The following is a 20,783-nucleotide window of genomic DNA, read 5'->3' as shown; positions in this document are numbered from 1 at the left end:
TTTATGAAATTCAAAAAAATTATCCCTGCGCTTTTTGCTTCAGTGCTTTTATTTACAGCCGCCTGTAACGACTCTGATGACCTCATAGAAAATGTACCTTTAGGTGCTTACGAAAATGGGATATTTATCTCCAACGAAGGTAATTACGGATCTCCAAATTCCGGTGTTAATTTTATCTCTTCCGACCTTGCTAATGTGATCTCGCAGGATATTTATAAAACCAACAATGGTGAAGATCTTGGTAACGTTTTTCAGTCAGTAGGACTTAACGGAGATAAGGCCTATCTCGTAGTTAACAGCTCCAATAAAATAGCTGTTGTTAACCGGTATACCTTTAAAAAACTAGGGATAGTTACCAGCAACCTTGTAAGCCCAAGATACATTGCATTTTCTAACAATCAGTATTTTGTTACCAATAATGATTTTTCGGGCACTTATAAACTGAATATTTATAAAAATGATAACACTTTTGTAAAGAGTCTCTCATTTGACCGATATGCCGAAAAAGTAGTTGAAGCCGGAGGAAACATTGCTGTTCAAACAGATGGATCCCTTTATAATTTCACAACGGGCACCATGGACATCACAGGGCACAGCATCACCCTTGTAAACCCAACAACAAACGTGGTAAATAAAGTTGTAACCCTTCCTGATTCTGGAGAAATTAAAGATCTTGTATCCTATCAGAATTACGCTTACGCATTGTCAACCACATCAAAAGATTCTTACATCTACAAGATAAATCCAAGCGACGGATCTTACACCACTACAACACTCACTGATATCCCGAGCGTTGACAAACTGAGAATAGACAATGGTAATTTTTACTTTATAGACGCAGCCAACAAAATCTACTCAAAAAACATAGCCACAACTGCTAGCTCCGCCTCTTTGCTCACTGCAAAAGGATATGTGTACGGATTTGATGTCATAGACGGAAAAATCTTTGTATCAGATGCAGGAACTTTTACCGGCAACAGTACGGTGTATGTTTACAGTACCAGCAACGGATCACTTCTCAAAACCTTTACGGCAGGAGTAGGTACCAATGGTTTTTATAAAAACTAATTAATAAGCAATCAACTTTTTTTAACCTTGTCATCAATTAATTTGTGACAAGGTTTTTTATGCACAGTTTTTGCATAACAGTATCCCGAAAATAAAGCTTAATTTTATAAAAAATTCGCAATGAGGGAAAAAATTGTCATTATAGGCGGAGGGTTTGCCGGTTTGCAGCTGGCGCGCCATCTTAATAACAATCCAAAATACAAAGTGATGGTGATCGATAAGATGAATCATCACATGTTCCAACCACTATTTTACCAGGTAGCAACAGGCCGTATAGAGCCATCCAACATTTCTTTTCCGTTTCGTAAAATTTTTCAGAAATCGAAAAATATCCAGTTCAGGATGACGGAGATTAAACAAATCATTCCGGCAGAGAAAAAAGTGATTGGTGAGGAAGGCGTCTTTACTTATGATAAACTGATTATCGCTACAGGCTGTAAAACCAACTTCTTTGGTAATCAAAAAATGCAGCACCTGACCTTGGGGATGAAAAACACACAGGAAGCAATCTCCATCAGAAACCACATCCTGATGACCTTTGAGAAAATGATTATCGAGAGAAAAGCCAGCGATGACGGCAATTGGAATCTCGTTATCGTAGGAAGCGGACCAACTGGCGTAGAGCTGGCCGGTGCATTCTCGGAGATGAAATCCCAGATCCTACCAAGAGATTATCCAAGGATGAATTTCTCTGACCTCAACATTATTCTCATAAGTGCCGGTGACAAACCGCTGGAAAGTATGAGCACCGATTCTCAAGACGCTGCTGAAAAATACCTGAAACAGCTGGGCGCCAAATTCATGAAAAACGAAAGAGTAACCGATTACGATGGTGAAACTGTTACGATGGCAAGTGGAAACTCTATCCCAACCACCAATGTTATCTGGGCAGCAGGCGTTACAGGCAATATTATTGACGGTTTCAATCCAGAAAATATTGTGAGAAACCGATATATTGTTAACCGGTACAATCAGGTAAAAGGTTATGATAATATTTTTGCTATTGGTGACATTGCATACATGGAAACCCCAAAATATCCGCACGGGCATCCACAGCTTGCCAATGTGGCAATAAATCAGGGTAAAAACCTGGCTAAAAACCTAAAGAAAAAATCTAAAAAAGAATGGATCGAGTATGAATATAGAGATCTTGGATCCATGGCTACCGTGGGAAAACACAGAGCCGTTGTAGATTTGCCTAAATTTAAATTTCAGGGATTTCTTGCTTGGTATTTCTGGATGTTCTTACATTTGATGCTGATTTTGAGCGTTCGAAACAAGATTGCAATTTTCTTTAACTGGATGTGGAGTTATATCAATAAAGATTCATCATTGCGCTTAATTATTGCACCGGCGGGTAGCAACTGTACCGAACAGTAGTATAATCGATAACTGATAATGATAATTGAATGCAATTTATCGCTTGTCAATTATCATCACCATTTACAAATATGAGAATAGACATTATAAGTGTTTTGCCGGAGCTTATGGATAGCCCGTTCAAGACCTCGATCCTGAAAAGAGCTATGGAAAAAGGACTGGCAGAAGTCCATTTTCATAATATCCGGGACTGGAGCGTCGGCAAACACCGCCAGATAGACGACGAACCTTACGGTGGTGGCGCAGGCATGATTATGATGGTAGAGCCGTTGGATAAATGCATCACAGAACTGAAATCTCAGCGGCAATATGACGAGATCATCTATCTGACACCTGATGGTGAGACGCTTAACCAAAAGTTGGCCAATACTTTATCTATCCAAAAAAACCTCATCTTCTTATGTGGCCATTATAAAGGGATTGACCAAAGAGTCCGGGATCTGCACATCACCAAAGAAATCTCTATTGGGGATTATGTGTTAACTGGCGGCGAATTAGCAGCCTGCGTTTTGGCAGATTCAGTAATTCGACTTCTACCTGGTGTTCTTAATGATGAGCAAAGTGCGCTCACAGATAGTTTTCAGGATAACCTACTGTCCTATCCTATCTATACAAGGCCGGAGACATATAAAGGTTTATCTGTCCCAAAGATATTACTTAGCGGCAATTTTGCAGCAATCGAAGATTGGCAATATGATGAAGCTGTAAGAATCACAAAAGAGCGCAGACCCGACCTGTTAGATTAATTTTATCAGAAAACATTAACACCAACCCTTTCAGAGTTTTGAATTCAGAAAGGGTTTTTTCTGTTACCAACTATTAATTTTTAAAATATTATCTTTATTTAAAATTGGACTTATGCAGAAGGCGATTTACAATAAAATTGAGTTAAGAGACTTTGTAAACAACACCATATCGGGAAAGGTAAAAACACTGGATTTTTACCTTAACTTTTCTCTGGAAGCAAGCCGCGACATCAAGAAAACGTCTAAATACGATTCAATAAGAGAAGAAATCCAGGAAGAAATTTATCATCTGGACAGACAAATGGTTTCGCTGAAAACGATGCAGACTCAAATGCGAAAAGTTCTTAATTCGGTTTCTGATACCGTGAAATTAGGTTCCCTCGTTATTACCAACAAAGCCCGTTTTTACATCTCGGTATCTTTGGGTGAGTTTTTTTTCCAGGGCGACCGTTTCTACGCGATCTCTGCGGAAAGCCCGATGGCAAAGATCATGTTAGGCAAAAAAGTAGGCGATGATTTTGTCCTCAATAATATCCATCAGGAGATTGTGGAGATTCTTTAAAGTCGGATGCTGGATGTCAGACGTCCGAAGATTCTTACCTTAAATCATTTTCTTGTTTCTTTTTACGTTGTTCTTTTGTCTTCGTTCTCGTACCTTTGAACTATGGAAAACGCAACAATTCTCAAACACATCATAGAAGAGCGCAGAAGCATCTTCCCAAAAGATTATACCGATAAACCAATACCGGAACTCATTATCAATGAAGTTCTCAGCAATGCCGTTTTGGCACCCAACCACAAGCGTACCAAGCCGTGGCGTTTTAAAGTTTTTAAGGGCGAGGAAAAACAAAAGCTCGCACAGGAACTTCAAAATATTTATAGAGAGACCACACCAGATTTTCAGTTTCTGAAAAAAAAATACGATGATATTGGTTTTAAAATAAACAAAGCCAACGTTGTTATTTCTATCGTTGTAGAATACAGCCAATTGGTTCCGGATTGGGAGGAGATTGCCGCTACAGCAATGGCCGTCCAGAATATGTATCTAACTTGTACAGCAAATAAGGTTGGTTGTTATTGGAGTTCGCCAAAAATCGTCAACCATCTCAAAGATTCTTTGAAAATAGAAGAAAATCAGCAATGTCTTGGCCTTTTCTATATGGGAAGTCTGGACTAATTTTTACACTAAAAAGTGGCTATGCAGGCAGTTTCTATATTTTGGTTCAGGCGTGATTTGCGGCTGGATGACAACAAGGCTTTGTCCGAAGCACTTGCATCCGGTCATAAAGTAGTCCCCATTTTTATTTTTGACCAACAGATCCTGGATCTCCTCGAAGATAAATATGACCGTCGCGTTGACTATATCCATCAGGGTTTGGAAAAAATCAATGAAGAGCTGAAAGAAGTCGGAAGTACACTCCAGACATTCTATGGTAAACCCTTAGAAATTTTCAAGAAATTAACAGATGATTTTGATATTGATGCTGTGTACTGTAACCGGGATTATGAGCCTGAAGCAATCAAGCGCGATGATGAGGTCAGGGCATTTTTAATTTCAAAAAACAGTCGGTTTTTAGACTTCAAAGATCAGGTTATTTTTGAAAAAGATGAAGTCACTAAAGATAATGGCGAGCCTTATACCGTTTACACTCCCTATTCTAAAAAATGGAAAAAACTTTTAACAGAAAAGGATTACAACCACAATAATCAGGAAAAAGAGCAATTTCAAAAATTAGGCTTCAAAGCCATTTTAACTTTAGAAAAAATTGGATTTCAAAAAACCGATTTAGAATTTGAGCCACCTGTTTTGGATTCTAAAATTATTGACAACTATGATCAGACAAGAGATTTTCCGGCTCAGGAAGGTACTACCCATTTGGGAATTGCCTTACGGTTTGGGACAATATCAGTAAGGAAATGCGTGAAATTTGCATTGAGTCATAATGAAACCTGGCTGAACGAATTGATCTGGAGAGAGTTTTTTATGCAGATTCTTTTTCATTTTCCAAAAGTTGTCACGCACTGTTTCAAGGAGAAATATGAGAATATCCTTTGGCGTAACAACGAACACGAATTTGAAAAATGGTGCAACGGCGAAACCGGTTATCCAATTGTAGATGCAGGCATGCGCCAACTGAACCAAACCGGGCAGATGCATAACAGAATTCGGATGGTGGCAGCAAGTTTCCTCACCAAACACCTGTTGATTGACTGGCGCTGGGGAGAAGCCTATTTTGCAAAAAAATTACTGGATTATGATTTATCTGCCAATAACGGTAACTGGCAATGGGCGGCGGGATGTGGTTGCGATGCGGCACCCTACTTCCGGGTATTTAACCCTGATGAGCAGACAAAAAAGTTTGATAAAGATTTAAAATACATCAGAAAATGGAATCCCGATTTTGAAAAAGATGTCTTGGATAACAGGATTGTAGAACACCATTTTGCCAGAGAAAGAGCTTTAGCAGTTTATAAGAAAGCACTGAATTAACTTCATTTTACTAGAAAAGCGATGAAAAATTTCGTCACTTCAATGATAACATTAATTTTTTAAATCTTTGGTGTATTGACTTGGATGTTTCGGATTTATCTCGCTTTAAATGATCACGTTATTTTTTTTCACAAAGCGTGATTGAATGACAAAATCCGTAGCCCTGATTGCAGCGGCATCCTTTTACGAAGCATAGCGGAGTAAAAGATACAGCGAAAAGCAGGTTCCCGGCTCCTAAAAAATCTGATTTACTATATATCAATCCAGCGGTACAGCAATATTTTTAAAATTATTGAAATATTAGATTTTCAAATTGTTACATTGAAAGATTTTTGTATCTTTGCACACTTAACATTTAACCGGGACGTGTTCCCAAAATTTTTAAATATATGTCAGTAAAAATCAGATTACAAAGACACGGTAAAAAAGGAAAACCTTTTTTCCACATCGTAGTTGCGGATTCAAGATCCAGAAGAGATGGTAGATTCATCGAGAAACTGGGAACTTACAACCCAATTACAAACCCTGCAACAATTGATCTAAACGTTGATGCTGCTGTACAATGGTTGAACAATGGTGCACAACCAACTGATACCGCTAGAGCTATCCTTTCTTACAAAGGTGCGTTGTACAAAAAACACTTACAAGGTGGTGTAGCAAAAGGTGCTTTTGACGAGGCTGAAGCTGAAAAAAGATTCAGTGCTTGGGTAGAGGCTAAAGATGCTAAAGTACAAGGTAAAGTTGAAGGTTTATCAAAATCTCAGGCTGAAGCTAAAAAAGCAGCTCTGGAAGCTGAAGCTAAAGTAAACCAGGCAAGAATTGATGCTGCTGCTAAAGCTGAAGCGGATGCAAAAGCTGCTGAAGAAGCTGCTAATGCAGAAACTGCAGAAGAGGTTACAGAAATCATTGACGAAGAGTCTACTGGTAATACAGAAGAAGCTTAAGCTTAATCTTAATTACAAGATACAACACAATGTAAAGGCACGATTTATTCGTGTCTTTTTTTGTTTAAATCCAAACCTCCAAGGTTTTGAAAACCTTAAAGGTTTCTTATATTTGCCAAATGAGAAAAGAGGACTGCTATTTTTTAGGAACAATTACCCGTACGCACGGATTACAGGGAAACGTCATCCTGAAGCTGGATACAGACCAGCCGGAGATGTACAACAAGCTGGGTTCTATTTTTGTGGAAGTCAACGGACTGTTGGTTCCTTTTTTTGTGGAAAAACAATCCTGGTCCAAAGCAGACACCAAAATTATATCTTTTAAAAATTCTACTGAAGCGCTGGTCAATCAATCAATTGGGAAAGGTGTTTATCTTCCACTTTCCACGCTTCCACCATTAAGTGGGAAAAAATTCTATTACCACGAGGTTATCGGTTTCGAGATCCGTGAAGCTGACGGGAAAACTTGTGGAACCATCGTTTCTATCAATGACCAGACGGCGCAGAATTATTTCATCCTTGACCTTGCCGGAAAAGAGATCATCATCCCGATTATCAAAGACTGGATCCTCGAGGTAAACCGCGAAGAAAAATTTATCAAAATGTTTTTACCGGAAGGCCTGATGGATGTTTTCCTGATTCCTTCTAAAAAGGATGAGTAGAATTAAATTCATCAATAATAAAAAAACAAAAAACTGTCACATTATATGACAGTTTTTATTTTTATCACCACCTGTGGTTTTCACTTTTAATAATTTTTATCAGGTGTAGTGGTTCTTATTAATTTGGCATTCACAAACTCATAGATTCCTGCTGGAGATTGTTCTCTACCATACCCTGAATTTTTGGTACCACCGAAAGGAAGTTCTGGCGCAATCCCGGTAACGTGGTTGATAAACACCATACCAGTATCTATTTTTCTTGCTACTTCAACCGCTTTCTGTGTATCTTTTGCGAACACTGTACCACCAAGACCAAATTCGGTGGCGTTGGCAATTTCTACAGCTTCATCTATATTTTCATATTTGTAAAGCATAAAGACCGGTCCAAAAATCTCTTCAAAATAAGCATCCATTTTTGGAGTAATATCAGTGATTAACGTTGGTTCTACAAAAGCACCTGCTCTGTCAATCCTTTTACCACCCAAAACCACATTTGCGCCTTGTTCAGCAGCTTTCTGTACCTGAGCTACGACGTCTTCCGCAGCTTTTTCTGTACTCAACGGAGCTACATTGGTTGCAGAATCCATTGGATCACCTACTTTGAGTTTTGCAAAAGCTTCTTTTGTTTTGTTTAAAAATTCGTCATATTTGGAGGCAGGAACGATCACTCTTTTTGGTGAGACACAAACCTGACCAGCATTCCACATTCTGCCTGCAACTGCAGTTTTGACAGCTTCATCTATATCAGCATCTTCCAATACGATGAATGGGTCGCTACCTCCTAATTCCAATGTTGATTTTTTGACTTGAGCACCTGCGGCGGCTGCGATACTTGCTCCTGCAGGTTTAGATCCTGTTAAAGTGACACCTGCAATTTTCGGGTTAGAAACCAAAGGTTCTATATCTTTTCCGGAAACAAACAGGTTGGTATAAATACCATCCGGCAAGCCGGCTTCTTTAAAGATGTCTTCCATTATCTGTGCACATTGTGGTACATTAGAAGCATGTTTCAAGACCATCGTATTACCGGCCATCACATGAGCAGCGGCTGATCTGGTGATTTGATAATAAGGGAAGTTCCAAGGTTGGACACTTAAAATAACACCTATTGGATCATAAGCCAAAAACGCATCACCGTGTTTTACATCCAACTTGTGATCTGCCAAAAATTCCCCGGCTTTGCTGGCATAATAATCGAAAATATCAGCAGATAATTCTACCTCATAAATACTTTCGGAAATCAGTTTACCCATTTCTAAGGTAGCCAGTTTACCTAATTCTTCTTTTCTGTCCCGCATGATAGAAGCTACTTTATGGAAAATTTTCCCTCTTTCTTCAAAACTTACTTTTTTCCAAGATCTGAAGGCTTCATCAGCTTTATCTATAATTTTTGCAACTTGTTCCGGGCTCATTGCATCAAACTCTTTTACAACTTCATTATTGAATGGATTAACAGTTTTGATAGATGAGTGTTTAACTTGTGTATTCATAACGTAGCAATGTTTTAATTAATGTTTGTAGTAGTAATTCTTATTACTAATCACTACTTTGCAAATACAGTTCCAAACATTTGTTTACATTTTTTGATAATTCAATAACTATTATTTATAAAACAAATAAAATCGAGTGATACAAATATCAAATTGGTATTTGGAAATTAGCATGTTCTGTCAAATTTCGTAAATTTGCACTCATTATTTTAAAATCATGAAAAGACAGACGATAAAAGACATTTTAGCAGATTATAAAAAAGTGCTGCATCACGACATTACGGTTTATGGTTGGGTAAGAGCTTTCCGCTCCAACAGGTTTATTGCCCTTAATGACGGATCTACTATTAATAATTTGCAGATTGTTGTTGATTTTGAAAGTTTTGACGAAGAAACTATCAAAAAAATCAATACCGCATCGTCTTTGAAAATTGTTGGTGAAGTGGTAGAAAGCCAGGGTGCAGGCCAAACTGTGGAGATTATCGCAAAAAAAATCAGTGTTTTGGGCGACAACTTTTTTGAAGAATTACAATCAACCATTCTTCAGCCAAAAAAACACAGCCTCGAAAAATTGCGTGAGCAGGCGCACCTGAGATTCAGGACTAATGTTTTTGGCGCAGTTTTCAGGATTCGTCATGCGGTGAGTTTTGCCATCCATTCATTCTTTAACCAGAATCAGTTTTTTTATATCAATACGCCAATTATTACCGGAGCAGATGCAGAAGGCGCTGGTGAAATGTTCAGTGTTACCAATTTTGACCTTAATAAAATCCCAAGAGACGAAGTTGGAGAAATCGATTATTCCCAGGATTTTTTTGGGAAGAAAACCAACCTAACTGTTTCCGGACAATTGGAGGGCGAAACAGCCGCTATGGGATTGGGAAGAATCTATACTTTTGGGCCAACCTTCCGAGCAGAAAACTCTAATACAACACGTCACCTAGCAGAGTTCTGGATGATTGAGCCGGAAGTTGCCTTTAACAATCTTGAAAACAATATCGATCTTGCCGAAGATTTTCTGAAATATGTGATCCAATACGTTTTGGATCATTGTAAGGACGATCTCGAATTTCTTGACAAACGTTTTGCCGAAGAACAAAAAACGAAACCAGAAAAAGAAAGAGCGAAAGAAGGGCTTATCGAAAAACTGGAAAATGTTGTAGCCAAAAGATTCAAAAGAGTGTCTTATACCGAAGCGATTGAGATCTTGCTGAATTCTAAAGAAAATAAAAAAGGAAAATTCCAGTATCCGGTAGAAAGCTGGGGAACCGATCTGCAGTCTGAGCATGAGAGATACCTTGTAGAAAAACATTTTGAAAGCCCTGTAGTTCTTTTTGATTATCCGAAAGAGATCAAAGCGTTCTATATGAAACTGAACGATGATAACAAAACGGTTGCAGCAATGGACGTCCTTTTCCCGGGAATTGGAGAAATCATCGGTGGATCAGAAAGAGAAGCAAGGTTGGATGTTCTAAAACAAAAAATGGAAGAGATGCATGTGGATGAACATGAACTGTGGTGGTATCTGGATACTAGAAAATTCGGGTCTGTGCCGCACGCCGGTTTCGGTTTAGGATTGGAAAGGCTGGTGCTTTTTGTAACAGGAATGACCAACATCCGCGATGTGATCCCTTTCCCAAGAACACCAAAGAATGCCGAGTTTTAAACATCAATTAAATATAAAAAGCACAATTCCTTCAGTTCCTACTGAAGGATTTTTTTTATTAACTTTACTTAAATTTTTGAAATGAGCACAATTACCTTGCATAACGAATCAGAAAATCAATTAAAATTGATTGAAGCACTTTTGAAAGAATTGAAAATAAAATTTGACGTTTCAAAAGATGGAGAATTATCCGAATGGCAGAAACAAGAATTACAAGAAGGTATCAACCAGGCTAATCGAGGAGAATTCTTCACAGATGAAGAGGCTGAAAAAATATTAGATAAATGTTTCAAATAAGATGGACAAAAAAGCCCTTGCTTTCTTTAGCAGAGACTTTAGAATATTGGAATATTCATAATTCATCTGAAACATATTCATTAAAATTAAGAATTGAGGTCAAGAAAAAAGAAAAAGAAATTGCTAAAAACCCAAGATCCAGTGTAAAAACAGAATTTGAAGGAATATTAAAAATTAAAATTCTAAAATACTATTCATTATTTTATAGAATCAATAATAAAACTATAGAAATCATCGCTTCTTGGGATAACAGAAGAAATCCAGATAATTTGGAATTATAATCCCGTAAAATTATTAAATCCTATTCTCCCAAGAATAGGATTTTTTAAAGCCAAACGTCATTAAAAATACTTAAATTTGATAATCTTTTAAATTAATCTAATGAAAAAAATAAGTATTTATGTGATGTCGATCGCAGCAACATTCTATCTGGAATCTTGCTCCACAGCACAAAAAACCTCATCCGAAGCAACAAAAACTACAGCAGAAAGTCCCAAAGAAGTCAAAGAAGAAGGCCTCAACCTTTCTTATATGGATAATAGTGTAAGGCCACAGGATGACTTCTACAATTATGTCAACGGTGGCTGGATGAAAACTGCAGAAATCCCTTCTGACAAACCTAGCTGGGGATCGTTTAACGCCTTGAGAGAGGATGTGGATGTGGCATCATTGGATATTCTTAACAAGATACTTTCAGAAAAATTCCCGGCTAACTCCGAGGGTGAAAAAATTCAAGCTCTTTACGGAACTTTTATCGACTGGAATAAGAGAAATGCTGAGGGCATCAACCCGATTAAATCTCAGCTGGCAAAAATTGATGCCATCAAATCTGTTAAAGATCTGCAAAAATACCTGATAGAAGCTACACCTGTCGGCGATAATCCTTTCTATGGATGGCGCGTGGGTGCAGATATGAAAAACTCTGTAATGAACGCAGTTTACTTGGGTGGCCCAAGTCTTGGCCTTGGTAAGGATTATTATCAAAAGGTAAATGATGTCAATACAAAAACTCTGGCAGAATATAAAAATTACGTTGCAAAACTGGAGACAGTTTTGGGCAGCAAAACACCTGATGCCACAGCGCAAAAGATTGTAGATTTTGAAAAGAAACTGGCCCAGGATCTCCTGACATTGGAGCAAGGCCGGGATGCAAACCTGCGATACAATCCGAAAACTGTTGCCGAACTGCCTGCACTCGTAAAAAATGTAAATCTTCCTAATTACCTGAAAGCAGTTGGCGTTAACACAGATAAAGTCATCGTTGGTGAACTGAAGTATTACCAAAATATGGACAGCTGGATGACTGATAAAAACATCGGACTGATCAAAGAATATATGAAGTATGACCTGCTGAATGGCAACGCCGGTAATCTTGATCAGAAATTAGACGATATCCGATTTGATTTTTATTCCAAGTACCTGCAGGGCCAAAAAGAACAGCGCTCTATGGACAAACGTGGTCTTGGCGTTGTGAACGGCGTATTGGGCGAGGCTTTTGGAAAATTGTACGTGGAGAAATATTTCCCGGCAGAGGCCAAACAAAAGATGGAAACCTATGTGGATTACATCAAAAAATCCTTCAAACAACATCTGGAAAATGTAGACTGGATGTCACCTGTAACTAAGGAAAAAGCTTTGGAAAAACTATCCAAATTCAAAGTAAAAATAGCTTATCCGGACCAATGGAAAGATTATTCTAAACTCAACCTGACACTGGATTCCAACGGCGGAACTTATTATAACAATCTCGAAAAAATAACAGAGTGGAGCTATGCCAAAAATCTGGACAAAATTGGCAAACCGGTTGATAAAACAGAATGGGGAATGTCGCCACAAACGGTGAATGCCTATTACAGCTCATCTAACAATGAGATTGTTTTCCCGGCCGCAATTTTGCAACCGCCTTTCTTCAGTTTCAATGCAGATCCAGCCGTTAACTTTGGCGGAATTGGCGGCGTAATTGGTCACGAGATTTCACATGGTTTTGATGACAGCGGATCAAGGTTCGACGGAGACGGAAACCTAAACAACTGGTGGACAGAGAGTGACCGCAAAAACTTTGATGCAAAAGTAGGACAGCTGGCCGCCCAATACGACAAGTACGAACCGGTGAAAGGTAGTTTTGTGAACGGCAAATTTACTAGCGGAGAAAATATTGGCGATCTTGGAGGTATTAATGTGGCTTACACAGCTCTGCAAATGTATCTCAAAGATCACGGCAACCCTGGGAAAATCAGTGGACTAACACAGGATCAGAGATTTTTTATGAGTTGGGCAACCGTCTGGAGAACCAAAGCAACGGATAAATATATGACCAATCAGGTAAAAACCGATCCGCACTCGCCGGGATATTACAGAAGTTTTGGACCATTGGTTAATATGGATGCTTTCCAACAGGCATTTGATATCAAACCGGGTGACAAATTGTATGTAGCACCGGAAAACAGAATAAAAATCTGGTAAAACTAAAAAACCTTCAGGCACTTTCCTGAAGGTTTTTTCTGTCTTATACCAATTATACTTTTAATTATGATCTAATCGAAAACGGTAATGTATAGAATTAGTCTAACTATTGTGATCTGATACTTTAATATTCTGAACGGTTTAAAAATAGGAAGTTTTTATTATTTTCTAATTCTCACAGATTATTCTGATTCTCCGGATTATTAATTAAGAATCTGCACAATCTGTAAAATCAGCGAGGTCAACTAATTTTTTAAATATCTAATTAAGTTCCCACCTCTTTAGTTTTATTTTGAGTTAAATTTTTTGAAAATAATTAATGAGTTATTTTCTTTAATCACTTACATTAAGGTTGTCTATAAACAGATCAGTCTCTTCTTTCAGATCTTCGAAAGATGAGTTATTATAGATGATAAAGTCCGCCAGTTTTATCTTATCCTTCTCAGGCATTTGATTTTGCATAATCGCTTCAATCTCCCTGTAGGTTTTCTGATCGCGGTCCATTGTCCTTTTGATCCTTAGGTTATCATCAGCAGTCACCAAAAGGGATTTGTAACAATCCTGATTAAGCTTAAGCTCAAAAAGCAATGCTGTTTCCTTAAAGACAAATTCTGACGTTTGAGAAGCAAGCCAGTTTTGAAAATCCAACTTTACCGCCGGATGAATGAGCGCATTCAGCTGTTGAAGCAGATCAGTATTATTAAAGACCTTTTCTGCCACATACTTTTTGTTATAAAGCCCGTCCTTATAGGCTTTATCACCGAGCAAGGCTGTAATCATCTCCTGCAGGACAGAATCTTTATTAACGATGTTTTTGGCCTCGGTGTCTGAATAGTACACCGGAAACCCTTTTTCTTCCAATAATTTTGCAACGGATGTTTTCCCGGAACCAATCCCGCCTGTTAACCCGATAATCTTGGGTATGGGAACATCTTCTTCCTGATTTTGATTAATATCTTGTATTTCCATAATTTAATTAATATCCAAAAACTTCATTAAAACTGTAAGTCTGATCGAGCTTTACGCCTTTTTCTGTCATCTTGAGACTGGCCAGCTCTTGATGGGCATCGTGTTCAAAAAACAAAAGATAATCATTATCTACACATTGTTTTAGGAACTTGGCTTTTTCCTCCATCGTCAGCAATGGCCTTGTATCATAACCCATCACATACACCTGCGGGATATGGCCGACAGTTGGGATAAGATCTGCCGCAAAAACAATTGTTTTTTCCTGATATTGCAGCACGGGGAGCATTTGTTTTTCCGTATGGCCGTCAACAAAGATGACATCCATCTTGAGATCCGGCGCAAAGCTGTAGTTCCCGGTTTTAGGCAACGGTAAAAAATTAAGTTGCCCACTTTCCTGTATTGGCAGAATATTTTCTTTCAAAAAACTGGCTTTCTCTCTTGGGTTGGGTTCTGTAGCCCATTGCCAGTGATTTTCGTTACTCCAGAAATGCGCATTCTTAAATGCCGGACGGTAACCGGAGCGGTCATCATTCCATTCTATAGCGCCGCCACAATGATCAAAATGGAGATGAGTCAAAAAAACATCAGTGATGTCCTCCCTTACAAATCCGTATTTCTTAAGATTTTTATCGATGTTATCATCGCCCCAAAGCGAATAGTGTCCAAAAAATTTCTCATCCTGCTTATTGCCAAGGCCGCAGTCTATCAGGATCAGTTTTTTTCCGTCTTCTATCAACAAAGAACGTGTCCCCAATTCGATCAGGTTTTTTTCATCGGCAGGATTGGTCCGCTCCCAAAGTGTTTTGGGCACCACGCCAAACATGGCCCCGCCATCTAATTTGAATTTACCACATTGGATTGGATATAACTTCATAGAATTTGTTTTCTACTAATATAAGAAATTCTGCCGAACTGCAAACTCCAATTCAATTCCCTAAGCCTAAATTAATAATCATTATGATCTCCGGGTTTAAAATTAATTCTGACGCCCACAAATCGTTCTGATGTACAGATCCTGAATTACTAATCCCAAATCTTTAAAACCTATTTCCGAATATACAATTAAGAATGACCTTAGAAATTAAAAATAGAGCCGTCAATAATTTTTAAAACAGTTCTCCCAGATTCTTTGGTCTGGTAATATTAAGATGTTTGTAAGCTTTCTCCGTCACTTCCCTGCCACGCGGCGTCCTGATTACAAAACCTTCCTGAATAAGGAATGGTTCGTAAACTTCCTCAAGCGTTTCCGGGTTTTCGCCAATAGATGTTGCCAGGGCAGAGATCCCTACTGGTTTCCCACGGAAATTTTCTATCATCACCCGCATTATTTTGTTATCCATATCATCCAGGCCATACTCGTCCACGTTAAGAGAATCGAGGGCAAATCTGGTAATATTAATTTCGATTTCGCCGTTACCTTTGATCTCTGCAAAATCCCGCACTCTTCTCAGCAGCGCGTTGGCTATCCTGGGTGTTCCACGGCTTCGTCTGGCAATTTCCAGCGCTGCATCTTCATAGATTTTAACCCCTAACACACGGGCACTCCGTTCGATAATCATCCCGAGCAATTCCACTGTATAATATTCTAACCGACACTGGATCCCAAACCTGGCAAGCATCGGCTTTGTCAGCATTCCGCTTCGGGTTGTGGCTCCAATGAGTGTGAATGGATTGAGGCCAATCTGTACGCTTCGGGCATTAGGACCGGTCTCGAGCATAATATCTATCTTATAATCCTCCATGGCAGAGTAGAGATATTCTTCTACAACAGGGGACAGACGGTGGATCTCGTCGATAAAAAGGACATCATTCTCCTCAAGATTGGTCAGCAATCCGGCAAGGCTTCCCGGTTTATCCAGCACCGGACCCGAGGTAATTTTACAATTAACACCCAGCTCATTAGCTATGATATGGGACAATGTGGTTTTACCAAGCCCCGGCGGGCCGTGCAAAAGAACATGATCCAGCGCACCACCGCGGTTTTTAGCAGCAGCAACAAAGACTTCCAGGTTATCCAGTGTTTTTCGTTGCCCGGCAAAATCACCGAAACTCTGCGGACGGATTTTTTCTTCCTGAATCAAGTCGTCATGAGAATAATTTTCTTTGTCGGGACGTAAAAAATCGGGCATAATTGTTTATTGATGATTAGCTTTGATCAATTAAATCAAAACGAATTTGATTTTAAAATCAATGATCAAAGATAAAGAAAAATTTATGGTCTGGAAATCTCATGTATTCTGATAATCCCATCCAGCTGTTTCTTCTCCTGCACTGACAATTTTCGCTGTACAAAACCGTTACCGCCACGCTGCGGGAAAACACCATAATAACGGTAAATTTGCAGGTCGTAAATGCTTAATGAAGGGAAAATACTTTTTTGCATCGGATCTTTTGGTACATAAAAACTGAGATTACCGATCGTATATTCTGAATTAATTGCAACAGAATCCAATTGTTGAGGTTTATAAATCTGTGATCCATCAAATCCTTTCAGCCATCTCTTCACAGAAAACTGACCTTTTAACAATCCCGGGAAACTAAAGAAAACTAATACAATTGCAGACAGACCTAATGCCAACATATTATTTTCCTTTCTGGGAATTGCCTTTAAAAGAACAAACAACGTCACCAAATAGAGGTCGGCAAAGAAGCGGTATTGCGCAGAAATGGTGATGATAATAAAAAACTTCAGGACGAAAACAAAAAACAAAATCCTGTAAAACATGCTTTTTTTAAGAATCGCAAAAAAGCCTAATACGAAAAGGCACCCCAGAATTCCCCAATTAAAAATAGCCTTATAACCTACGTCAAACCAATGACAGATCCTTTCCCAAAAATCAAAAGCCATGACCTGCTGCCAGCTATACTGCATATCATAAGATTTTAGGAGGCCGATCTGTGAGGAGTAAGTGAGAATTTCTCTGCTAGGTTGCCATGGTAAGTTAAAATCGATCAGCCCCACCGGAAACACAGGGAAACCAAAAAGCCAAAAATTCTTCAGCATATAAACACTTCCAAAAATAAAAACAGGCAACAACATTTTAACTGACCAGTTTTTCTTATAAATCCTTAACCCAATCAACAGAAGGACCAGCCAAAATGAAGTCGGTTTGATACATACAGCCAGTAATGAAAGACACATTAATAACTGACTATCCCTTTTGCCAATCAATTCATTAATGATGATAAGAGTGATGACCAAAACCGGGAAATCCGGACTTGGCTGCTGCAAAAACGGAAGAAACAGAGCCAAAAAAACCAGGAAAACCCACTGTCTTCTCTCGTAGATGTAAAACAAAAATAGTACAGCCAAATAAGTATTAACCTTTAAATCGGGATCTGTAAAGTGAGAAAATGTAGACTGATAAATATGCCAAAATGATGATTGCCCCAATAGCAGATCAAGGCTTGCGACGCCTTTCACAAAACCAAATTCCCGAAGATAATTGATCGTTGGCACATAATAGCTGTAATGGTCATACCAATAGGGTAAAAAACTACCTGCTAATAAGATGATTACAATATATATATAGAACCAAATATTAAGCCTGGTAAAAACGGTGACTGAAGAAAAATTCCTCGTTCTAATAAACATCAGCGAACCAACAACGCCGGATAATAGGAATAAGATCTCAACATAACCATTTAAAGGACAAAAAAAAGCGATGGCAGTCTGTAAAAGCATAAGGCCACACATCCCAATCAGCGAAGTAAAAACAAAACTGCTGGATTTATTTTTGAAAAATTGAGTAAAAAGAAAACCATTGCCAAAATTAGTTAGCAAGAATATAACAACAGTTTTGAGAATTATAAGCATAAAAAAGATTGCCTATAAAAATAGGCAATCTTTCATTGGATGCATCAATTTATAAGGAAAATTTAATGCTTATTTACTTTTTACAAACTCCACATACACCGCAATATCCACATCTTTGGCAACGCCTGCACCTGTTGGGTCATATTTCACGTTATAATCTAATCTGTTGATTGTAAATTTAGTTTGGAAACCCAATTTCTCATTACCTTGCTGATCTTTTGACTTACCACCGTAAACAGCAGTCACAGTAACAGGCTTAGTCACATCTTTGATGGTAAGGTTCCCGCTCAACTGGTAAGTATTGCCTTTCAGTTTTTTGATAGAAGTGCTCACAAATGTCATGGCAGAAAATTTTTCCACGTCAAAGAAATCGGCTGATTTCAAGTGATTATCACGCATCTCCACATTGGTGTTGACCGATGCGGTATTCACGCTAAAATCAAATTTGGCATTAGTCAGATCATCGGCAGTTGTCACAACTTTACCTTCAAACTTATCGAATCGGCCTTGTACAAAGCTGATTCCCATATGTTTTATATTAAAGTTGAATGAAGAATGCATTGGATCTACCGCCCAGGTAGTTTGTGCAAAAGAAAATGTTGTGGCCATTGCCAACAGAAATGATAAAAATAATTTTTTCATAATAAAATTGATTTTAATGATTAATTAAGCAATGCAAATCTATGCCCGAAATTACTTTTTATGAATTGATGTACATCAATAAAAGCATTCTTCTCAAAAAAAACTATTTTTGCCTAACTCAAATTTCTATAATGAATCCGGGAACCATTTTACTATTCTTCGTTTTTGCCTATTTTATCGGCCTTTTGGTCATCTCCTATTTTACAAGCCGTAACTCAGACAACCAGTCTTTTTTTATCGGGAACAAGAAAAGTAAATGGTGGCTGGTGGCGTTTGGGATGATAGGCACTTCGCTTTCCGGCGTCACATTTATCTCGGTTCCCGGAACGGTTGGGAAATTATTAGGTGGCGAAAATCCGTTTGGCGGTTTCGAATATTATATGATGGTGATTGGTTTTTTCATCGGCTACTTTATCGTTGCAGGCGTTTTGCTCCCACTCTATTATAAGATGAATCTAACCTCGATCTATACTTATCTGGGCAAGAGATTCAATGTTGAGGCGCATAAGATCGGTTCTGTATTTTTCATTATTTCCAGGGCAATTGGTGCAACTGCAAGGTTGTATCTGGTGGTAAATATTCTTCAGATTTTTCTCTTAGAGAATCTTGGCGTTCCGTTTTGGGCAACCGCCTTTGTCCTGTTACTGATGATTTTGCTTTATACCTTCGAAGGTGGCGTGAAAACCATTGTGATCACAGACACACTTCAGACGTCCTTTATGATTATCAGCCTCGTTGCCTGTATCATATATATATTATCAAATCTCAATCTGTCTTTTGGTGAAGCATTTCATATTTTGGAGCAAAAGCAGTACACACATTTTATCAATACCGATGTTAATTCCAAAACATTTTTCCTGAAAACGATTTTGGGCGGGATGTTCATTACCATTGCAATGACAGGCCTGGATCAGGAAATGATGCAAAAAAACATCTCGGTAGATAACCTGAAAAATTCTAAAAAGAATATGCTGACTTTTGCCGGAACTTTGCTTTTCGTGAATCTGGCATTTTTATTTTTGGGCGGCTTGCTTTACCTTTTCGCCATACAGCATGGCGCAGATTATGGTCAAATTACGAGTATAGTAGATGGCAAAGAAGTTGTCACCAATACGTTTGGATTCAAAGATTCTGCCGGTCAAATCAAAAATATTATGGGCGACGACCTGTTTCCTGCTTTGTCTCTGGGGCACTTCCCAATGGCATTGTCTGTGATTTTCATCATCGGTTTAATTTCTGCGCTGTTCCCTTCTGCCGACGGTGCTTTGACAGCAGTAACCAGTTCTTATTGTGTGGATCTTTTAAACTTAAACGAAGACCAGCAAAAAACCGAAAAGCAAAAAAAACGCTTGAGAATGCAGGTTCACCTGACCTTCACCGTGCTTTTCTTTGTCTTGATTATGGTTTTCAAAGCGATTAATGATAAGTCGATTGTTTACCTGATTATGGAAGTAGCGGGTTATACGTATGGCCCGTTGCTGGGATTATTTGCTTTCGGAATCCTGACAAAATATCAAATCACGAAGAAATATTCGATTTTGGCTGTGACAATTTTGGCTCCGGTTGCAACGTATTTGATTAATTATCTTGTGACCAATTATACGGACTACAGGATTGGTGTGGAACTGATTATCCTGAATGGGTTTTTGACTTTTGTGGGATTGTGGCTTGTTAAGTCTAAAAATGCAATCACTGAATAAAATTGCTGGCTTACACAGAAAGTCTTCCACCATATTAATTCTCGAAATCCCTTCTGATTTTGAAAATACTAAATTATGTATCTGCCCAATCCGCAAAATCAACGAGATAATTATTTTTTGAATATATAATTAGTCCCTCCTTAAACCACCTATAATTTACTGATTATTAGTATTTTGGGTTTAAAATAGCTTGTTTTTTATTGCAAGAATTTGTATCTTAGAGCTTTAAAACTTTGCAAATATGTTGGGGAAAAATCCAGAAAAGAAGCCAGAATTATTCCGCCCAATGTTGGTGGATTTTATTGACCACGAGCATGAACTTGTTCTACTTTCAGAAAAAATAGATTGGAATTATTTTGAGAAAGAATTTTCGCCCTTGTATTCCAAAGTGGGCAATCCGAGCCATCCGATTCGGTTTATGGTGGGTTGTTTGCTACTGAAACATTTG

At 38.3% G+C, this 20,783-nt stretch carries 19 protein-coding genes and 1 pseudogene; 14 read left to right on the top strand and 6 right to left on the bottom strand.

Translation table 11 applies throughout. From position 1 onward, the window contains the following. The first annotated feature begins 3 nt into the window (after positions 1–3). The 8 genes from B0B05_RS09120 to rimM all read left to right on the top strand — a co-directional run bounded on the left by B0B05_RS09120 (position 4) and on the right by rimM (position 7,291). On the top strand, positions 4–1,068 hold the full coding sequence (locus B0B05_RS09120) for a DUF5074 domain-containing protein (protein ID WP_076783348.1): 1,065 nt from the start codon (positions 4–6) through the stop codon (positions 1,066–1,068). Positions 1,069–1,188: 120 nt separating this feature from the next. Beyond that, complete coding sequence (locus B0B05_RS09115) at positions 1,189–2,448, top strand: NAD(P)/FAD-dependent oxidoreductase (RefSeq protein ID WP_076783347.1); 1,260 nt, start codon at positions 1,189–1,191, stop codon at positions 2,446–2,448. A gap of 71 nt (positions 2,449–2,519) precedes the next feature. Further along, entirely contained in the window at positions 2,520–3,194 is a 675-nt protein-coding gene (trmD, locus tag B0B05_RS09110; RefSeq protein WP_076783346.1) for a tRNA (guanosine(37)-N1)-methyltransferase TrmD, read from the top strand. Positions 3,195–3,306: 112 nt separating this feature from the next. Next, on the top strand, positions 3,307–3,756 hold the full coding sequence (locus tag B0B05_RS09105; RefSeq protein WP_076783345.1) for a hypothetical protein: 450 nt from the start codon (positions 3,307–3,309) through the stop codon (positions 3,754–3,756). Between the two features lie 102 nt (positions 3,757–3,858). Beyond that, positions 3,859–4,371: a nitroreductase family protein gene (locus tag B0B05_RS09100; RefSeq protein ID WP_076783344.1), complete on the top strand. Its 513-nt coding sequence runs from the start codon at positions 3,859–3,861 to the stop codon at positions 4,369–4,371. Positions 4,372–4,392: 21 nt separating this feature from the next. After that, positions 4,393–5,685 carry a cryptochrome/photolyase family protein gene (locus B0B05_RS09095; RefSeq protein ID WP_076783343.1) on the top strand — a complete coding sequence of 431 codons (1,293 nt, stop codon included), beginning with the start codon at positions 4,393–4,395 and terminating at the stop codon, positions 5,683–5,685. Positions 5,686–6,074: 389 nt separating this feature from the next. After that, positions 6,075–6,629 carry a 30S ribosomal protein S16 gene (locus tag B0B05_RS09090; protein ID WP_076783342.1) on the top strand — a complete coding sequence of 185 codons (555 nt, stop codon included), beginning with the start codon at positions 6,075–6,077 and terminating at the stop codon, positions 6,627–6,629. A 119-nt stretch (positions 6,630–6,748) separates the two neighbouring features. Then, positions 6,749–7,291, top strand: coding sequence for a ribosome maturation factor RimM (gene rimM, locus B0B05_RS09085; protein WP_076783341.1), 543 nt, complete (start codon positions 6,749–6,751; stop codon positions 7,289–7,291). An 86-nt stretch (positions 7,292–7,377) separates the two neighbouring features. Here rimM and B0B05_RS09080 read toward each other — a convergent pair whose 3' ends face one another. Then, the gene (locus B0B05_RS09080; protein WP_076783340.1) at positions 7,378–8,781 is read right to left on the bottom strand and encodes an NAD-dependent succinate-semialdehyde dehydrogenase; all 1,404 of its coding nucleotides are present in this window, start codon (positions 8,779–8,781) and stop codon (positions 7,378–7,380) included. 217 nt (positions 8,782–8,998) lie between these two features. On the opposite strand from B0B05_RS09080, the gene asnS reads away from it, so the two are divergent. The 4 genes from asnS to B0B05_RS09060 all read left to right on the top strand — a co-directional run bounded on the left by asnS (position 8,999) and on the right by B0B05_RS09060 (position 13,207). After that, positions 8,999–10,447: an asparagine--tRNA ligase gene (gene asnS / locus B0B05_RS09075; RefSeq protein ID WP_076783339.1), complete on the top strand. Its 1,449-nt coding sequence runs from the start codon at positions 8,999–9,001 to the stop codon at positions 10,445–10,447. An 81-nt stretch (positions 10,448–10,528) separates the two neighbouring features. Beyond that, complete coding sequence (locus tag B0B05_RS09070; RefSeq protein WP_076783338.1) at positions 10,529–10,744, top strand: DUF2683 family protein; 216 nt, start codon at positions 10,529–10,531, stop codon at positions 10,742–10,744. Next, complete coding sequence (locus tag B0B05_RS09065) at positions 10,732–11,025, top strand: type II toxin-antitoxin system RelE/ParE family toxin (protein ID WP_076783337.1); 294 nt, start codon at positions 10,732–10,734, stop codon at positions 11,023–11,025. The genes B0B05_RS09070 and B0B05_RS09065 overlap by 13 nt, the downstream gene beginning before the upstream one ends. A 100-nt stretch (positions 11,026–11,125) precedes the next feature. Next, positions 11,126–13,207, top strand: coding sequence for a M13 family metallopeptidase (locus B0B05_RS09060; protein ID WP_076783336.1), 2,082 nt, complete (start codon positions 11,126–11,128; stop codon positions 13,205–13,207). Positions 13,208–13,540: 333 nt separating this feature from the next. Here B0B05_RS09060 and coaE read toward each other — a convergent pair whose 3' ends face one another. The 5 genes from coaE to B0B05_RS09035 form a co-directional block, all read right to left on the bottom strand. Then, positions 13,541–14,131 carry a dephospho-CoA kinase gene (gene coaE / locus B0B05_RS09055; protein WP_076783383.1) on the bottom strand — a complete coding sequence of 197 codons (591 nt, stop codon included), beginning with the start codon at positions 14,129–14,131 and terminating at the stop codon, positions 13,541–13,543. A gap of 52 nt (positions 14,132–14,183) precedes the next feature. Continuing rightward, positions 14,184–15,050, bottom strand: coding sequence for an MBL fold metallo-hydrolase (locus B0B05_RS09050; protein WP_076783335.1), 867 nt, complete (start codon positions 15,048–15,050; stop codon positions 14,184–14,186). Positions 15,051–15,282: 232 nt separating this feature from the next. Continuing rightward, on the bottom strand, positions 15,283–16,305 hold the full coding sequence (gene ruvB, locus B0B05_RS09045; RefSeq protein ID WP_076783334.1) for a Holliday junction branch migration DNA helicase RuvB: 1,023 nt from the start codon (positions 16,303–16,305) through the stop codon (positions 15,283–15,285). A gap of 83 nt (positions 16,306–16,388) precedes the next feature. Beyond that, the gene (locus B0B05_RS09040) at positions 16,389–17,993 is read right to left on the bottom strand and encodes an LIC_10190 family membrane protein (RefSeq protein ID WP_076783333.1); all 1,605 of its coding nucleotides are present in this window, start codon (positions 17,991–17,993) and stop codon (positions 16,389–16,391) included. Between the two features lie 69 nt (positions 17,994–18,062). Next, the gene (locus tag B0B05_RS09035) at positions 18,063–18,635 is read right to left on the bottom strand and encodes a YceI family protein (RefSeq protein WP_076783332.1); all 573 of its coding nucleotides are present in this window, start codon (positions 18,633–18,635) and stop codon (positions 18,063–18,065) included. Positions 18,636–18,766: 131 nt separating this feature from the next. Between B0B05_RS09035 and B0B05_RS09030 the strand changes: the two genes are divergently transcribed. After that, complete coding sequence (locus tag B0B05_RS09030) at positions 18,767–20,335, top strand: sodium:solute symporter (protein WP_076783382.1); 1,569 nt, start codon at positions 18,767–18,769, stop codon at positions 20,333–20,335. Between the two features lie 241 nt (positions 20,336–20,576). Continuing rightward, a pseudogene (locus B0B05_RS09025) lies at positions 20,577–20,783 on the top strand (IS5/IS1182 family transposase); the annotation flags it as partial.

It is taken from the genome of Epilithonimonas bovis DSM 19482 (assembly GCF_900108115.1).
Lineage (GTDB): Bacteria > Bacteroidota > Bacteroidia > Flavobacteriales > Weeksellaceae > Epilithonimonas > Epilithonimonas bovis.
This window is presented reverse-complemented; position numbering and strand designations above follow the sequence as displayed.

Coding starts and splice junctions, on each gene's coding strand:
- asnS (WP_076783339.1), top strand. CDS start 8,999: ATGAAAAGACAGACGATAAAAGACATTTTAGCAGATTATAAAAAAGTG.
- B0B05_RS09030 (WP_076783382.1), top strand. CDS start 18,767: ATGAATCCGGGAACCATTTTACTATTCTTCGTTTTTGCCTATTTTATC.
- B0B05_RS09035 (WP_076783332.1), bottom strand. CDS start 18,635: ATGAAAAAATTATTTTTATCATTTCTGTTGGCAATGGCCACAACATTT.
- B0B05_RS09040 (WP_076783333.1), bottom strand. CDS start 17,993: ATGCTTATAATTCTCAAAACTGTTGTTATATTCTTGCTAACTAATTTT.
- B0B05_RS09070 (WP_076783338.1), top strand. CDS start 10,529: ATGAGCACAATTACCTTGCATAACGAATCAGAAAATCAATTAAAATTG.
- B0B05_RS09060 (WP_076783336.1), top strand. CDS start 11,126: ATGAAAAAAATAAGTATTTATGTGATGTCGATCGCAGCAACATTCTAT.
- B0B05_RS09120 (WP_076783348.1), top strand. CDS start 4: ATGAAATTCAAAAAAATTATCCCTGCGCTTTTTGCTTCAGTGCTTTTA.
- B0B05_RS09080 (WP_076783340.1), bottom strand. CDS start 8,781: ATGAATACACAAGTTAAACACTCATCTATCAAAACTGTTAATCCATTC.
- B0B05_RS09115 (WP_076783347.1), top strand. CDS start 1,189: ATGAGGGAAAAAATTGTCATTATAGGCGGAGGGTTTGCCGGTTTGCAG.
- rimM (WP_076783341.1), top strand. CDS start 6,749: ATGAGAAAAGAGGACTGCTATTTTTTAGGAACAATTACCCGTACGCAC.
- B0B05_RS09100 (WP_076783344.1), top strand. CDS start 3,859: ATGGAAAACGCAACAATTCTCAAACACATCATAGAAGAGCGCAGAAGC.
- ruvB (WP_076783334.1), bottom strand. CDS start 16,305: ATGCCCGATTTTTTACGTCCCGACAAAGAAAATTATTCTCATGACGAC.
- B0B05_RS09090 (WP_076783342.1), top strand. CDS start 6,075: ATGTCAGTAAAAATCAGATTACAAAGACACGGTAAAAAAGGAAAACCT.
- B0B05_RS09065 (WP_076783337.1), top strand. CDS start 10,732: ATGTTTCAAATAAGATGGACAAAAAAGCCCTTGCTTTCTTTAGCAGAG.
- B0B05_RS09105 (WP_076783345.1), top strand. CDS start 3,307: ATGCAGAAGGCGATTTACAATAAAATTGAGTTAAGAGACTTTGTAAAC.
- trmD (WP_076783346.1), top strand. CDS start 2,520: ATGAGAATAGACATTATAAGTGTTTTGCCGGAGCTTATGGATAGCCCG.
- B0B05_RS09095 (WP_076783343.1), top strand. CDS start 4,393: ATGCAGGCAGTTTCTATATTTTGGTTCAGGCGTGATTTGCGGCTGGAT.
- B0B05_RS09050 (WP_076783335.1), bottom strand. CDS start 15,050: ATGAAGTTATATCCAATCCAATGTGGTAAATTCAAATTAGATGGCGGG.